Raw genomic sequence first — 13,125 nt, 5'->3', positions numbered from 1 at the left:
GGGGCTTTGGCCCCCGCCTTCGGCAGGATCAGTGCGACCGAATCGGTTGTCAGTCGATTGCCCTCTTTACAGCGTCCCAAAGAAAGTTTCGACTGGAACAGTGGGTCAAGAACGACTAATATAGTCGTAGTTCTGGCAAGTGCGTTGGCGTCGGTGGGAGGTGATCATGCATGATCACCGCCCGCCAATCACGGGCCGCGCGCGCGTTGCTTGGATGGACGCAGGAGACGCTCGCTGACAAGGCCCGCACGTCGCTGACCGCGCTCAAGCGCCTCGAATCCGAGAACGGGTTCGAAGTGTACGAGTCGACGCGCGATCAGGTTCGCAGGGCGTTTGAGGCGGCCGGTATCGTTCTGCTCTCAACCGACAAGGGTGAAGGAGTGCTACTGTTGCATGACCGGGACCAGGCTAAGCCCACCCGCTAGTGTCGTTCCGATCGCGCCTTGCGCACCGTCCGCCGTCTCTTGTCACAGTAACGCTAGGCGGGCGTGGTAACTATGCCGGTCGAGCGAATATAGTCGGCTCATGGGACAAGCTATGCCACCGTTTCTGGACGAGCCACCGATCAGCGAAACGCTTACGATCTATGATCGTGAGCATATGATTCTCTACCTTCGCCTGCTCGATTCGGCCCGCGACGGCGCTGATTGGCAGGAGGCCGTCCAGATCCTGTTCGGCCTCGATCCAGAGCGCGACCCGCAGCGCTGTCGCCAAATCCATGACACGCACCTCGCGCGTGCGCGGTGGATGACTGAACACGGCTACCGGGAACTGGTACGCGCCGCACAGTGATCGTCGCGATGCCGTTTCGGCATCGCCCTTTGCCGCCCGCCTGGCTTCCGCAGAACAACTCAACCGGGAATCCTGACTCTCCCACAAGTTCAAGGGCTAAGGGAGGATCGCGATGACACCGGATGCGTCCGACTGGCGTTCGCGCGAGAGCTACGAACATATCGAAGACATGACCGCGTCCGATGTCGCGTGGGAATGGCTGCGTCGCAATGAATCCTATGACAAGGATTTCCGGGCGCTGATGAACGCCAAGAGTAATACACGTCCGCTGACCGACGCGATCCGGCGGCGGTGGGGGTTGCGATTTCCCGTTGAACCCACTGGATGCCCCGCCCGAAGCGCGCGTGATCTGGCTACCGCAGGAAGATACCAGCGCCATCGTTCTCACAGAGGCGCCCGCAATCCTGTCGGCAAGCACTGAGCAATACCCGCCACTCGGCGTCGCCTTCACGATCAGCGACGAGGGAGAAACCTCACTCCTCTGCGATCTCGGCAACGGGCAACACCTGCAGCTCACGCATCATGACGTCGAGCCAGGCCGCATGGCCCTCGGTGCGTTCGTGCCTCTCGGCATCGAGGGGTTCGACCGGCTTGAGTCCATCCAACGCCTGCTCGCCGCGCTCCACGAGAGGACCGTTCCTCCCGAAACACGGCTGACCAAACAACAGCGCGCGCGGCTGCGACGGATGCTGCAGAGCGTCGATGGCTATCGCAATGGCGCGACGCAGCAGGAGATCGCGCAGGTCGTATTTCGCATTGGCCCGCTCGATCGCCACGACTGGCAGAAGTCCTCCGCACGCCATGCAGTCAAGGCGCTGCTCCGGGATGCCCGCGCGATGATCGCAGGCGGCTATCGCATGCTTCTTCGTCATCGCCGGCAATCCTAGCTGTCCTCCGTTCGGCTGGCGGTGGGCGATTTTGGCACCCCCCAAATTCGCCCTGCATCTCGCCGGTCCTGCTTCGCCATCCTGGCCTTCGTCACCCGCTGAACACCAGCGGCCCCAACGAACCCACGGAGGCCCTCCCATGCGACCCGATCTCGCCGTTCTCCCTCCGCGCTTCCTGCGCACCAAGGAAGCCGCCGAGTTTCTCAGCCTGTCCGCCCGCACGCTCGAAAAGCACCGGACCTATGGGACAGGCCCTGCCTATCGCAAGCTCGGCGGCCGCGTCGTCTATGCCGTCGACGATCTTGAGGCCTGGGCGGAGCGCGGCGCTGTCACCTCGACCTCCGATCCGCGCGGCACCGTGCTTCCGGCCAAGCGCCACACGCCTCAACCACCGGCCCATGCCGGCCGCTACGCACGCTGATCACGCAGCGGCTTCCTCTTGTCGGCCCGCTCTCGCCAGCCCTCGGAACGCGCGCAGCTCGATCTGTTTCACGCAGTTCCCGGCGAGTTCGCGCCTCGCGACGCACAGGATCTCATGGCCTATCCGTTCTTCTCCCTCGCGAAGTCGAAGCGCGTCGCGCCGATCGACTTCAAGGCCGGCGACATCACCATCCGCGTCGAGGCCGTGCCGGATCACGGCATGGCGACGATCTGGGATGCCGACATCCTGATCTGGGCCGCGAGCCAGATCGTCAATGCTCGCGACGCAGGTTTGCGCACCTCGCGCCTGATGGCGACGACGCCTTACGAGATTCTCACCTATGTCGGCCGCGGCGTGTCCATGCGCGACTACCAGCGCCTCAAGGCGGCGCTCGACAGGCTCCAGTCCACCACCGTCGCGACATCGATCCGCCAGCCGGCGGAAGGCCGCCGTCACCGCTTCTCCTGGATCAACGAATGGCAGGAGCGGACCGATCGCGATGGCCGCCCCATCGGCGTCGAGCTGATCCTGCCCGATTGGTTCTACCGCGCCGTGCTCGACGACGCGCTCGTGCTCACGATCGACCGGGCGTATTTCGATCTGACCGGCGGTCTCGAGCGCTGGCTCTACCGCATCGTGCGCAAGCACGGCGGTCGCCAGTCGTTCGGCTGGAGCTTCGACTTCGGCCATCTGCACCAGAAGTCGGGCAGTCTCTCGCCGCTCAAGCACTTCGCCTACGACCTGCGCGAGATCGTCAAGCGCCAGCCGCTTCCCGGCTACCGGCTCACCATCGAGCAGCAGCCCGGCGGACCCGACATCCTCTCCTTCGTCGCCGTCGATCCGACCTTTTTCACCCCGCCGCGCCCGCGACGGAAATCAGCAACGCGCTTTGGGGATAAGCTGTGAATTGTCTCGTGCTATCGGGGACCGCCCCTATCGTGCCATCGGGGACCCGATCCTCGTGCTATCGGGGACCGGAATCGCCGATTCATCGTGTCGATTCAAAGCCTTGCAGCGGCCGTAACTTCTCTAACCTAGATTCCTACGGAATCTTTCTAACGCTGCCGCGTTTTTGCACCGCTGTTGATAGCCTCGCCGACCTGGCCAGGAGCGCGTCATGATCGTCGCGCTGCTCAACCAGAAGGGCGGCGTCGGCAAGACGACGCTGGCGCTGCATCTCGCTGGCGAATGGGCCGGCAGGGGTAAGCGCATCACGCTGATCGACGCGGACCCGCAAGGCTCGGCGCTCGACTGGTCGCAGCAACGCTCCCGCGAGCCCGTGCCTCGCCTGTTCGGTGTTGTCGGCCTGGCGCGCGATACGCTTCACCGCGAAGCGCCGGAGCTGGCGCGTGACGTCGATCATGTCGTGATCGACGGTCCGCCGCGTGTCGCCGGGTTGATGCGCTCGGCGCTGCTTGCCGCCGATCTCGTGTTGATCCCGGTCCAACCATCGCCGCTCGACGGCTGGGCCTCGGCCGAGATGTTGGCGCTCCTGTCGGAGGCGCGCATCTATCGGCCGGAGCTACGCGCTCGCTTCGTCCTCAATCGCTGTGGTGCGCGCACCGTCATCGCCCGCGAGACGGCAGAGACGCTCGCCGATCACGATCCGCCGGTGCTGCGCACGACGATCGGCCAACGCGTCATCTACGCCGACGCCGCGCAGTCCGGGCGGCTCGCCTTCGAGATCGATGAAGACGGTCCCGCCTCGCGCGAGATCACCGCGCTCGTTTCCGAGACCGAGAGGATCGCGCGATGAACTTCCGCTCCCCGAAACGCGACTTTGCGGCCCGTCCATCGACGGCTGAGACCTGGGTTCGTGAAGCGGATGCGCCGCACCCGAACACGGCGGATGTTCCCGCCTACACGGCGCGGCTCACCATCGACATCACGCCCGAATTGCGCGGCCGCATCAAGATCGCGGCATTCCAGCGGGGCGCCACCGTCGCCGACATGCTGCGCGAGCTGCTCACGCGCGAATTCCCCCCACCGTCAGGAGATCCATCATGACCGGCATCGCGGCCTCCCGCGTGCGCGGCGGCCCGTCGCCGGCCGCGCTCCCCCACGACACGCTGACCCATGTCGAGCTGACCTGGGTCGAGAAGAAGATCGAGAACTGGATTCGCTTCGGCGCACACGCGCACGAACAGATTCTCGATCGTCGACGGCGCGTCCTGTCGTTCCGTCCCGGCGCCGTCTTCGCGTTCGTGCGCTGGGCGTCGAACGATTTCGGCACGATCATCTCACGCATCGACATCGTGCGCGCCGTCGCACGCGGCGAAGCCTACCAGACGCTGCCCTTCGTGCGGCCAGGCGGCGATATGCTGCTGAAGGTCGAGAGCTGGCCGAAGGTCGAGCGCGTGCTGCAGGCGATCGACGCCATCGAGCGTCTCGGCATCGATCCCGAAGCCGTCTCGCCCGACCATTGGCGTCACGTTCACAACCGGCTCACCGCCGGACACGAGCCGCGCGCCTACACGCTCGATCATCACCGCGCGTTCCTGCTGCGCCGGAGCGCGGAGCCGTGAGCCGTGCGGGATTGCTCCTCGCGACGACGCTCGCCGCGCTCGGCGTCGGCTATCCCGGCCTCACGCCGATGCCGACCAAGCTCGTCTGGAATGCGTCGGCCAGCGCACCCGTCGGCCTCTACACGATCGATTTCGACGGTCCCTTTGAGGTCACCGATCTCGTCGCCGTCGATGCGCCGGAACCGCTGTCGACCTTCCTCGCCGAGCGCGGCTATCTGCCCAAGGGCGTGCCGCTGATGAAGCGCATCCTCGCCGTTTCGGGGCAAACCGTTTGCCGGTCGAATCTCACCATCACGGTCGATGGCGTCAACGTCGGTGCGGCGCTCGAACGTGATCGCGCTGGTCGCGATCTCCCCGTCTGGCAAGGCTGCCGCCGTGTCCAGACCGGCGAAGTCTTCCTCATGAACTGGCAGGTCCACGACAGCCTCGACGGCCGTTACTTCGGCCTGATCTCGACCGACCAGATCATCGGCCGCGCCGTCCCGCTGTGGACCGACGAAGACGGAACCGGCCGCTTCGAATGGCGTGCGCCGACACGCTGACCGCTTCCCCATCGGCGGGAGCGGTGCTCGCCGATGGCTTTCCCACCTTCACCGCTAAGGAGACAGTCATGCCGCAGATTGGTGAATTCAGGCGCGACGAGGCCGGCTTCATCGGAAACCTCGCAACGCTCCTACTGCATCAGGACATCATCATCGTCCTGGCAGAACCGTCCGACGCGGAGAACGCACCAGATTATCGCGTTCACCTCTTCGACGGCATGAGCAACGAAACAGGCCCGGAGATCGGCGCGGCCTGGAAACGCACCGGCGAGAAAGCCGGCGAATACGTCGCATTGCAGATCGACGATCCGGCGTTCCCGCATCCGATCCGCGCCAACCTGTTCCGCGACGACGATGCCGGCAACGCCTGGTCGCTGCACTGGTCGCGCCCGCGCGATCGCGGTGAGAAGGATTGATCGATGCCTGCTCGCCATCAATCGACGAGCCGTTCGAGTGCGCCCGGGCCGCTTCGCGCTGCCCGGCGCATGGCTCTCCTTCTCCTTTCCGGCCTTTCCATCGCGAGCGTCATGCCGGCGGTCACGATGGCGCAAGACGGGCCGATCGCGCGGCCATCTCTGCGAGCGCCCTATGCGGATTACATTGCGGAGGCATCGCGGCGGTTCGGCGTTCCGATCGCATGGATCAGGGCGGTGATGCGCGCCGAAAGCGCAGGCGATCCGCGTGCCATCTCGCCCAAGGGCGCGATGGGCCTGATGCAGATCATGCCGGAGACTTGGGCGGGCTTGCGCCTTCGCCACCGTCTTGGCGCTAATCCCTACGACCCGCACGACAACGTCATCGCGGGCGCGGGCTACATCCGCGACCTGTTCGATCGCTACGGCTCGCCCGGCTGGATCGCCGCCTACAACGCCGGACCGGGGCGTTACGAGGACTCGCTGAAAGGTCGTGCGCTGCCTGCGGAAACGCGCGCCTATGTCACCATCGTCGCCCCGTCTGTGGATCGCGGCGACACGGCCAGCCCGATCGCGGTCGCCGCGGTCGATCCGCTCGCCTGGACACGCGCGCCGCTGTTCATCGGGCAGCCGGAGCGCAGACCGGCCGCCGATCCCGTGCCGGCCGAGCGCATGTCCGATGCTGCAGCGACGACATCAACCGTGCGCGATGTTTCCGCCATCACACCACAGTCCATTGGCCTGTTCGTTGCCCGTGCTGGTGAAGGGACCGCGCCATGAGCGTTCCGGTTCCCGATCGCACGATAGCGGCCTCTGGCGTGTCATGGAGTGCGCGGAGGGTAGTGGCAGGGAACACGACCGAAGGATGGCGAGATAAAAAGCCGCGAGGTGCGGCGTCGGTCGATTGTGGTTTTTCAATAGGTTATGAAGCGATTTCGCGAGGTGCGGGATTAGCGCGCACCTCGCGGCAACGCCAATTTTACCGTGATTTCCTGCGCTTGGCACGATGTGTGGGTTCTCAGCCATGACCGGCGAGAACGAGCTTCGCATCCGGCCTGGCCGCATCCGCTCGACGCGCGCGCAGGCGGCACGCCCCTTCATCGCGCAAGCGCTGGCCGCGGCGCAGAAGGCGGGTGCCCGCGTCTCGCACTCCGGCAAGATCAGCTCTGGCAACCGCTCGTCATTCGGCCGCGGCCGCACAGCGAGCGTGCGCGCCAACCGCCTGCTGACCGGACGCTCGCGCATCGTCGTCATCAAGACGCGCGTCGTCCGCCACACCGCTGGCGCGGCGCCACTTGCCGCCCATCTGAGCTATCTGCGCCGCGAGGGCGTCACCCGTGACGGGGAGAAGGCCCGGGTGTTCGGGCCGGAGACCGATGACGCCGATGGCCGCGCCTTCGCCGAGCGATGCCAGAACGACGGGCATCATTTCCGCTTCATCGTCTCGCCCGAAGACGCCGTCGACATGGCGGACCTCAAATCCTTCGCCCGCGACCTGATGGGCCAGATGGAAAAGGATCTCGGCACCAAGCTCGATTGGGCCGCGGTCGATCACTGGAACACCGACAACCCGCACGTCCACATTATTCTGCGCGGCCGCGCCGATGATGGGCAGGATCTCGTCATCGCGCGCGATTACATCAAGGAAGGGATGCGCGCCCGCGCGGCCGATCTCGTCACGCAGGAATTGGGGCCGCGCACCGATCTCGACATCCGCCGCAATCTGGAGCGTCAGGTCGAGGCGGAGCGCTGGACCCAGCTCGATCGCCAGCTTGTTCGCGATGCCCGAGACGCAGGCGTCATCGACATGGCGCCCGATCCGGGCGCGTGGCCCGACGAATATCACGCGCTGAAGGTCGGTCGCCTTCGCAAGCTGGAAACCCTTGGCCTCGCCGAGCAGGTCGGTCCCGGCCAATGGATGATCGACGGCAAGACCGAGGCGACGCTACGCGAGCTCGGCGAACGCGGTGACATCATCAAGCGGATGCACCGCGCGCTGACGGAACGCGGCATCGAACGCGGCTCGGCCAGCTATGTTCTTGCCGCCGAAAGTCTCGACACGCCGATCATCGGCCGGCTGGTCGATCGCGGCCTCGACGACGAGCTGAAGGGCACGGCCTATGCCGTTGTCGATGGTGTCGATGGCCGCACCCATCACATCAAGCTCCCCGACCTCGATGCGGCCGGCGACAGTGCGCCAGGCTCGATCGTCGAGCTGCGCAGGTTCGACGATGCGCAGGGGCAGCGGCGCGTCGCGATCGCCGTCCGTTCCGACCTCGATATCGACCGCCAGATCACGGCGTCGGGCGCGACCTGGCTCGACCGGCAGAACATCGCCCGCGAGCCGGCTGCGCTGTCCGAAGGTGGCTTCGGCGCCGAGGTTCGGCAGGCGTTGGAGCGACGTGCCGATCACCTAATCGAACAGGGTTTCGGCAAACGGCAAGGCTCGCGCGTCACCTTCACCCGCAACCTCATCGACACGCTGCGCCGGCGTGAGCTTGAGGCACTCGGCGAGAAGCTCTCTACGGAGATCGGCCAGCCGTTCAATCGGGCGGCCAGCGGCGAATATGTGGCCGGCTCCTACCGTCAGCGCTTCACGCTCGCGTCGGGCCGGTTCGCCATGCTGGACGACGGCCTCGGCTTCCAGCTCGTTCCCTGGACACCCTCTCTCGAAAAGCAGCTCGGTCGCCACGTCACCGGCGTCGCCCGCGACGATGGCGGCATCGACTGGAGCTTCGGCCGCAAGCGCGGCCTTGGCCTCTGATCCTTCGCAGAAAGACCCATCGTCATGTCCGCTACCAAAATCCTCTGGGGTCAGATTCTCACCGTCCTCACCATCGTGCTGATCACGACCTGGGGCGCAACGGAATGGGTGGCCTGGCGGCTCGCCTTCCAGCCCGAGCTGGGGCATCCGTGGTTCACGCTGTTCGGCTTTCCCTTCTACCTTCCCCCCTCCTTTTTCTGGTGGTGGTATGGCTTCGACGCCTACGCCCCGGCGATCTTTGTCGAGGGCGCCTACATCGCGGCGTCCGGCGGCGTCATCTCGATCGCGGTCGCCATCGGCATGTCCGTCTGGCGGGCGCGCGAAGCCAAGAAGGTCGAAACCTACGGCTCCGCACGCTGGGCCGAGAAGAAGGAGGTGGAGGCGGCTAGCCTTCTCGGTCCGGATGGGGTGGTGCTCGGCCGCTACGATCACGCCTATCTGCGCCACGACGGACCGGAGCATGTCTTGTGCTTCGCGCCGACCCGCAGCGGCAAGGGCGTCGGCCTGGTGGTGCCGTCGCTGCTGACCTGGGCCGGTTCGGCCATCGTCCACGATATCAAGGGCGAGAACTGGACCCTCACCGCCGGCTTTCGCGCCAAGCATGGCCGCGTGCTCCTGTTCGATCCGACCAACGCCAAATCGTCCGCCTACAATCCGCTGCTCGAGGTGCGCCGCGGTGAATGGGAAGTCCGCGACGTCCAGAACATCGCCGACATCCTGGTCGACCCCGAAGGCTCATTGGAGAAGCGCAACCACTGGGAAAAGACCAGCCACGCGCTGCTGGTTGGCGCGATCCTCCATGTCCTCTATGCCGAAGCCGACAAGACGCTCGCTGGCGTCGCGGCGTTTCTGTCGGACCCGAAGCGCCCGATCGAGTCCACCCTCGCGGCGATGATGAAGACGGCGCATCTCGGTGAAGCAGGGCCGCATCCGGTCATCGCCAGCGCGGCGCGCGAGCTGCTCAACAAGAGCGACAATGAGCGGTCGGGCGTGCTTAGCACCGCCATGTCGTTCCTCGGCCTCTACCGTGATCCCGTTGTCGCCGAGGTGACGCGGCGCTGCGATTGGCGCATCACGGATATCGCGGGCGGCAAGCATCCGACGACGCTCTACCTCGTCGTGCCGCCCTCCGACATCAATCGCACCAAGCCGCTGATCCGCCTGATCCTCAATCAGGTCGGCCGCCGGCTGACCGAGGATCTGCAGGCGAGGGCCGGTCGTCATCGCCTCTTGCTCATGCTCGACGAGTTTCCGGCACTGGGGCGGCTCGACTTCTTCGAGTCCGCGTTGGCCTTCATGGCGGGCTATGGCCTCAAGAGTTTCCTGATCGCCCAGAGCCTCAACCAGATCGAGAAAGCCTACGGGGCGAACAATTCGATCCTCGACAACTGCCATGTGCGCGTCAGCTTCGCCACGAACGACGAACGCACCGCCAAACGCGTGTCCGACGCGCTCGGCACCGCGACCGAGATGAAGGCGATGCGGAACTATGCGGGACATCGGCTCTCGCCGTGGCTCGGACACCTCATGGTCTCGCGTTCAGAGACGGCCCGCCAGTTGCTCACGCCCGGCGAGATCATGCAGCTCCCGCCGACCGACGAGATTGTCATGGTCGCGGGCACGCCGCCAATCCGAGCAAAGAAGGCGCGCTACTATGAGGATTCTCGCTTCAAAGAGCGCATCCTGCCACCGCCGGCGCTCGCGCGACCGAAACAGGGCCATGCTGACGATTGGACCGCGCTACCACTCCCGACGCCGCCCGAGACGGCGGAGGCAAGACCATCCACCGAGGCAGGTGACGGAGATCCGACCGAATCCGAGCGTCGCCAGCAGCCCGAGTTGAGCCGCGTGAAGCCGGTCGAGAAGAAGGCGCCGATCGAGAATGAGTTCGAGATTGGTCTTGCCGACGAGGCCGAGGATGACGCCGCCCGCAATAGCCGGATGAACGCACTGATGCAGGGTGTCGCGCGTCAGGTGTCGCTCGATCCCGGCGACGGCATGGAGCTGTGAGGGTCGCCATGACGAAATCCGCGAAGAAACAGCGCCTGTCCGTCTATCTCGATCCGGCCGTGATGCGGCGGCTCGCCGAGCATGCCGCGCGACGCGATCACTCCCGATCGCTGATCGCGGAAGCCGCCATCGAATCTTTCCTCTCCCCGGATGCTGCTGAGCGACAGGAGGCCGCGATTACCAAGCGCCTCGACCAACTTGATCGCCGCATGACGCGGATGGAACGCGACGTCGGCATCTCCGTCGAGATGCTGGCGGTGTTCGTGCGGTTTTGGGTCGCGACCACGCCGGCCTTGCCGGAGCCTGCCGCGCAGGCTGCACGTGCGAAGGCCGGCGAGCGCTACGATCAATTCGTCACCGCGCTCGGCCGCCGCCTCGCGAAGGGGCCGAAGCTACGGCAGGAGATTTCCGAGGACGTCGCCGCCGACGGCGAGCCGTAGTGTGTCGCGTCAATCTAACCGGATCGGCGTAAGATCATCCTTCAACAAATCGTGCTAGGTTTTCGAGCGTCGAACGAAGCCCGACATCGTGGTCCGCTTTGCTTATTCCGATCGGCACATTCTCGGCGATGATCGAGACATCAGTGCCGCCGGCCGCCGGCGATAGGCTCCACGTCATTCGCATGTCGCCGGCCAAAGCCGGATCATCAGACTGAAACGTCACGATCTGAACGACGCGATGATTTGGGATCAGCTCTGCGAAGCGACCTCCGACGACATCAGTGTCGTCGGAGGTTTTGCCTGCGTTCGAATGATCCTCGCGATAGGTCAGCGCCATCCTGTAGGTGCCGCCTGGCCGTGCGTCGAACTCGTAGATCTGGCCGGTCATGCCATCCGGCGGAAGCCACTGCGGCCATGCCCTAGGGTCGACAAACGCACGATAGATCACGTCCGCGCTGGCGGCGATGAATCGGATCGCTGAGTCGGTTCTCCCATGGCCGACAGTCGACGTCATTGATCTCTCACCTCGCGCTACCCGAAATCCCGCACCGCCGTTCTCCTGTATTTGCACGCTACACCACTACGCCGGTGAATCTTTGTTGAATCGACCCAAAATCAGGCCCTTTTAATCATCCCCGTCCGGGGAAAGACTGTCTCGACCCCGATGGAATCGGGGGTCACGTGGCGGCTTCACATCAACATGCGGAAGGTCTGGCGCGCGGGGCACGGATGCTGCGCACGGCGCTTGGCCCCGCGATCGCGCGCTACCTCGACGACGCAAGCATCGTTGAGGTGATGCTCAACCCGGATGGGCGGTTGTGGATCGACCGCCTGTCCGAAGGTCTCTTCGATACGGGTGAGCGACTCTCCGCGGCGGACGGTGAGCGCATCGTTCGCCTGGTCGCCCATCACGTCGGTGCGGAGGTTCACGCGGGCGCGCCGCGCGTGTCCGCGGAGCTGCCCGAGACGGGAGAGCGGTTCGAGGGCCTGCTGCCGCCTGTCGTCGCAGCGCCGGCCTTCGCGATCCGCAAGCCAGCGGTCGCGGTGTTCACGCTCGACGACTACGCGCGCGCGGGGATCATGTCGGCCGAACAGGCCGAAATGCTGCGCCAGGGCGTGGCCTCTCGCGCCAACATCCTCGTCGCCGGCGGGACATCTACCGGCAAGACCACGCTCACCAACGCGCTGCTCGCTGAGGTCGCGAAGACCGCTGATCGCGTCGTCATCATCGAGGACACGCGCGAGCTGCAATGCGCCGCACCCAATCTCGTGGCGATGCGTACCAAAGACGGCGTTGCCTCGCTCTCCGATCTCGTTCGCTCTTCGCTGCGCCTGCGCCCCGATCGCATTCCGGTCGGCGAGGTGCGCGGAGCCGAGGCGTTGGAGCTGCTCAAAGCATGGGGCACCGGCCACCCCGGCGGTGTCGGCACGATCCACGCCGGCAGCGCGGTCGGTGCGCTGCGCCGGATGGAGCAGCTCATCCAGGAAGCCGTCGTCACCGTCCCGCGCGCGCTGATCGCCGAGACGATCGACATCATTGCCGTCCTCTCCGGACGCGGCTCCGCGCGCCGGCTCTCCGAACTCGCACGCGTCGAGGGCCTCGGCCCCGACGGCGACTATCGCATCGCGCCGGCCGTCATCGAGGGCGACGGCGGCTCGACCCTGCTCACCCCAAGCCCTGAAGGAGAAAGCCTGTGATCCAACGCCTGCGCCCAATGCGCTTGCATCAAGTGCGCCAACGTCTCGCCATGACCGTGTCCGTCGCCGCGCTGTCGGTAGTGACGGCCGCGCCTGCCCACGCCTCCGGCTCGTCGATGCCGTGGGAGCAACCGCTGCAACAGATCCTGCAGTCGATCGAAGGCCCCGTGGCCAAAATCATCGCAGTGATCATCATCATCGTCACCGGCCTGACGCTCGCCTTTGGCGACACGGCCGGCGGCTTCCGGCGGCTGATCCAGATTGTGTTCGGGCTTTCGATCGCCTTCGCTGCTTCGAGCTTCTTCCTGTCGTTCTTCTCGTTCGGCGGCGGGGCGCTGGTCTGATGACGGGCGTTGTCGAACAGGGCGGCGAAGTCCCGGGTTACACGGTACCCGTTCACCGGGCGCTGACCGAGCCGATCCTGCTCGGCGGCGCGCCGCGCGCCATTGCCATCATGAACGGGACACTCGCTGGCGCCGTGGGCCTGGGCCTGCGCCTTTGGCTGGTCGGCATCACCATCTGGGCAATCGGCCATGTCGCGGCGGTCTGGGCGGCGAAGCGCGATCCGCTCTTCGTCGACGTGGTGCGCCGCCATCTGCGCGTCCCCGCGCACCTCTCGGTCTGACGGGAGCG

General features: G+C 65.7%; 19 protein-coding genes. 18 read left to right on the top strand and 1 reads right to left on the bottom strand.

Features of this window, described 5'->3' with window-relative positions:
- The first annotated feature begins 170 nt into the window (after nucleotides 1-170).
- The 15 genes from FJW06_RS17555 (at nucleotide 171) to FJW06_RS17485 (ending at nucleotide 10,794) form a co-directional block, all read left to right on the top strand.
- Entirely contained in the window at nucleotides 171-425 is a 255-nt protein-coding gene (locus FJW06_RS17555; protein WP_140753485.1) for a hypothetical protein, read from the top strand.
- A gap of 100 nt (nucleotides 426-525) precedes the next feature.
- Entirely contained in the window at nucleotides 526-792 is a 267-nt protein-coding gene (locus tag FJW06_RS17550) for a DUF2285 domain-containing protein (protein WP_140753484.1), read from the top strand.
- A gap of 112 nt (nucleotides 793-904) precedes the next feature.
- On the top strand, nucleotides 905-1,213 hold the full coding sequence (locus FJW06_RS30615) for a DUF6499 domain-containing protein (RefSeq protein ID WP_140753483.1): 309 nt from the start codon (nucleotides 905-907) through the stop codon (nucleotides 1,211-1,213).
- Nucleotides 1,104-1,679 carry a DUF2285 domain-containing protein gene (locus tag FJW06_RS17540; protein ID WP_246674661.1) on the top strand — a complete coding sequence of 192 codons (576 nt, stop codon included), beginning with the start codon at nucleotides 1,104-1,106 and terminating at the stop codon, nucleotides 1,677-1,679. Before FJW06_RS30615 ends, FJW06_RS17540 begins: the two co-directional genes overlap by 110 nt.
- A 139-nt stretch (nucleotides 1,680-1,818) precedes the next feature.
- Nucleotides 1,819-2,100 (top strand): helix-turn-helix domain-containing protein, encoded by a 282-nt coding sequence (locus FJW06_RS17535; RefSeq protein WP_140753482.1) that lies wholly within the window; start codon nucleotides 1,819-1,821, stop codon nucleotides 2,098-2,100.
- An 18-nt stretch (nucleotides 2,101-2,118) separates the two neighbouring features.
- Complete coding sequence (locus tag FJW06_RS17530; RefSeq protein ID WP_140753481.1) at nucleotides 2,119-3,006, top strand: replication initiator protein A; 888 nt, start codon at nucleotides 2,119-2,121, stop codon at nucleotides 3,004-3,006.
- A 211-nt stretch (nucleotides 3,007-3,217) separates the two neighbouring features.
- Nucleotides 3,218-3,856: a ParA family partition ATPase gene (gene parA, locus FJW06_RS17525; protein WP_140753480.1), complete on the top strand. Its 639-nt coding sequence runs from the start codon at nucleotides 3,218-3,220 to the stop codon at nucleotides 3,854-3,856.
- On the top strand, nucleotides 3,853-4,107 hold the full coding sequence (locus FJW06_RS17520; RefSeq protein ID WP_140753479.1) for a hypothetical protein: 255 nt from the start codon (nucleotides 3,853-3,855) through the stop codon (nucleotides 4,105-4,107). Before parA ends, FJW06_RS17520 begins: the two co-directional genes overlap by 4 nt.
- The gene (locus FJW06_RS17515) at nucleotides 4,104-4,625 is read left to right on the top strand and encodes a DUF2840 domain-containing protein (RefSeq protein ID WP_140753478.1); all 522 of its coding nucleotides are present in this window, start codon (nucleotides 4,104-4,106) and stop codon (nucleotides 4,623-4,625) included. Before FJW06_RS17520 ends, FJW06_RS17515 begins: the two co-directional genes overlap by 4 nt.
- Complete coding sequence (locus FJW06_RS17510) at nucleotides 4,622-5,167, top strand: S26 family signal peptidase (RefSeq protein ID WP_140753477.1); 546 nt, start codon at nucleotides 4,622-4,624, stop codon at nucleotides 5,165-5,167. Before FJW06_RS17515 ends, FJW06_RS17510 begins: the two co-directional genes overlap by 4 nt.
- Before the next feature lie 68 nt (nucleotides 5,168-5,235).
- Nucleotides 5,236-5,583 carry a DUF736 domain-containing protein gene (locus tag FJW06_RS17505; RefSeq protein ID WP_140753578.1) on the top strand — a complete coding sequence of 116 codons (348 nt, stop codon included), beginning with the start codon at nucleotides 5,236-5,238 and terminating at the stop codon, nucleotides 5,581-5,583.
- Between the two features lie 111 nt (nucleotides 5,584-5,694).
- The gene (locus FJW06_RS17500) at nucleotides 5,695-6,360 is read left to right on the top strand and encodes a lytic transglycosylase domain-containing protein (RefSeq protein ID WP_348644054.1); all 666 of its coding nucleotides are present in this window, start codon (nucleotides 5,695-5,697) and stop codon (nucleotides 6,358-6,360) included.
- Between the two features lie 244 nt (nucleotides 6,361-6,604).
- Nucleotides 6,605-8,344 carry a VirD2 family relaxase/mobilization nuclease gene (locus FJW06_RS17495; protein ID WP_140753475.1) on the top strand — a complete coding sequence of 580 codons (1,740 nt, stop codon included), beginning with the start codon at nucleotides 6,605-6,607 and terminating at the stop codon, nucleotides 8,342-8,344.
- Between the two features lie 24 nt (nucleotides 8,345-8,368).
- A complete protein-coding gene (locus FJW06_RS17490) occupies nucleotides 8,369-10,354 on the top strand; it encodes a conjugal transfer protein TraG (RefSeq protein WP_140753474.1) in 1,986 nt (661 codons plus the stop codon).
- Between the two features lie 8 nt (nucleotides 10,355-10,362).
- Nucleotides 10,363-10,794, top strand: coding sequence for a ribbon-helix-helix protein, CopG family (locus tag FJW06_RS17485; RefSeq protein WP_140753473.1), 432 nt, complete (start codon nucleotides 10,363-10,365; stop codon nucleotides 10,792-10,794).
- 34 nt (nucleotides 10,795-10,828) lie between these two features.
- Here FJW06_RS17485 and FJW06_RS17480 read toward each other — a convergent pair whose 3' ends face one another.
- Complete coding sequence (locus FJW06_RS17480) at nucleotides 10,829-11,308, bottom strand: SRPBCC family protein (protein WP_140753472.1); 480 nt, start codon at nucleotides 11,306-11,308, stop codon at nucleotides 10,829-10,831.
- 167 nt (nucleotides 11,309-11,475) lie between these two features.
- Here FJW06_RS17480 and trbB point away from each other — a divergent pair, with 167 nt between their 5' ends.
- The 3 genes from trbB to FJW06_RS17465 are packed head-to-tail and all read left to right on the top strand — an operon-like array spanning nucleotide 11,476 to nucleotide 13,117.
- Nucleotides 11,476-12,492 (top strand): P-type conjugative transfer ATPase TrbB, encoded by a 1,017-nt coding sequence (trbB, locus tag FJW06_RS17475; protein ID WP_140753471.1) that lies wholly within the window; start codon nucleotides 11,476-11,478, stop codon nucleotides 12,490-12,492.
- Between the two features lie 50 nt (nucleotides 12,493-12,542).
- Nucleotides 12,543-12,836, top strand: coding sequence for a TrbC/VirB2 family protein (locus FJW06_RS17470; RefSeq protein ID WP_246674669.1), 294 nt, complete (start codon nucleotides 12,543-12,545; stop codon nucleotides 12,834-12,836).
- A complete protein-coding gene (locus FJW06_RS17465; protein ID WP_140753470.1) occupies nucleotides 12,836-13,117 on the top strand; it encodes a VirB3 family type IV secretion system protein in 282 nt (93 codons plus the stop codon). The genes FJW06_RS17470 and FJW06_RS17465 overlap by 1 nt, the downstream gene beginning before the upstream one ends.
- Nucleotides 13,118-13,125: the final 8 nt, after the last annotated feature.

The sequence above is a fragment of the Mesorhizobium sp. B4-1-3 genome, assembly GCF_006439355.1.
Lineage (GTDB): Bacteria > Pseudomonadota > Alphaproteobacteria > Rhizobiales > Rhizobiaceae > Mesorhizobium.
The sequence above is the reverse complement of the archived record's forward strand: the minus strand, read 5'-3'. Positions and strand labels throughout refer to the sequence as shown.

What these genes read in the sequence shown, in the direction of transcription:
- FJW06_RS17555 (WP_140753485.1), top strand. Translation starts at nt 171, where the DNA reads ATGATCACCGCCCGCCAATCACGGGCCGCGCGCGCGTTGCTTGGATGG.
- FJW06_RS17550 (WP_140753484.1), top strand. Translation starts at nt 526, where the DNA reads ATGGGACAAGCTATGCCACCGTTTCTGGACGAGCCACCGATCAGCGAA.
- FJW06_RS30615 (WP_140753483.1), top strand. Translation starts at nt 905, where the DNA reads ATGACACCGGATGCGTCCGACTGGCGTTCGCGCGAGAGCTACGAACAT.
- FJW06_RS17535 (WP_140753482.1), top strand. Translation starts at nt 1,819, where the DNA reads ATGCGACCCGATCTCGCCGTTCTCCCTCCGCGCTTCCTGCGCACCAAG.
- parA (WP_140753480.1), top strand. Translation starts at nt 3,218, where the DNA reads ATGATCGTCGCGCTGCTCAACCAGAAGGGCGGCGTCGGCAAGACGACG.
- FJW06_RS17520 (WP_140753479.1), top strand. Translation starts at nt 3,853, where the DNA reads ATGAACTTCCGCTCCCCGAAACGCGACTTTGCGGCCCGTCCATCGACG.
- FJW06_RS17515 (WP_140753478.1), top strand. Translation starts at nt 4,104, where the DNA reads ATGACCGGCATCGCGGCCTCCCGCGTGCGCGGCGGCCCGTCGCCGGCC.
- FJW06_RS17505 (WP_140753578.1), top strand. Translation starts at nt 5,236, where the DNA reads ATGCCGCAGATTGGTGAATTCAGGCGCGACGAGGCCGGCTTCATCGGA.
- FJW06_RS17500 (WP_348644054.1), top strand. Translation starts at nt 5,695, where the DNA reads ATGCCGGCGGTCACGATGGCGCAAGACGGGCCGATCGCGCGGCCATCT.
- FJW06_RS17495 (WP_140753475.1), top strand. Translation starts at nt 6,605, where the DNA reads ATGACCGGCGAGAACGAGCTTCGCATCCGGCCTGGCCGCATCCGCTCG.
- FJW06_RS17490 (WP_140753474.1), top strand. Translation starts at nt 8,369, where the DNA reads ATGTCCGCTACCAAAATCCTCTGGGGTCAGATTCTCACCGTCCTCACC.
- FJW06_RS17485 (WP_140753473.1), top strand. Translation starts at nt 10,363, where the DNA reads ATGACGAAATCCGCGAAGAAACAGCGCCTGTCCGTCTATCTCGATCCG.
- FJW06_RS17480 (WP_140753472.1), bottom strand. Translation starts at nt 11,308, where the DNA reads ATGACGTCGACTGTCGGCCATGGGAGAACCGACTCAGCGATCCGATTC.
- FJW06_RS17470 (WP_246674669.1), top strand. Translation starts at nt 12,543, where the DNA reads ATGACCGTGTCCGTCGCCGCGCTGTCGGTAGTGACGGCCGCGCCTGCC.
- FJW06_RS17465 (WP_140753470.1), top strand. Translation starts at nt 12,836, where the DNA reads ATGACGGGCGTTGTCGAACAGGGCGGCGAAGTCCCGGGTTACACGGTA.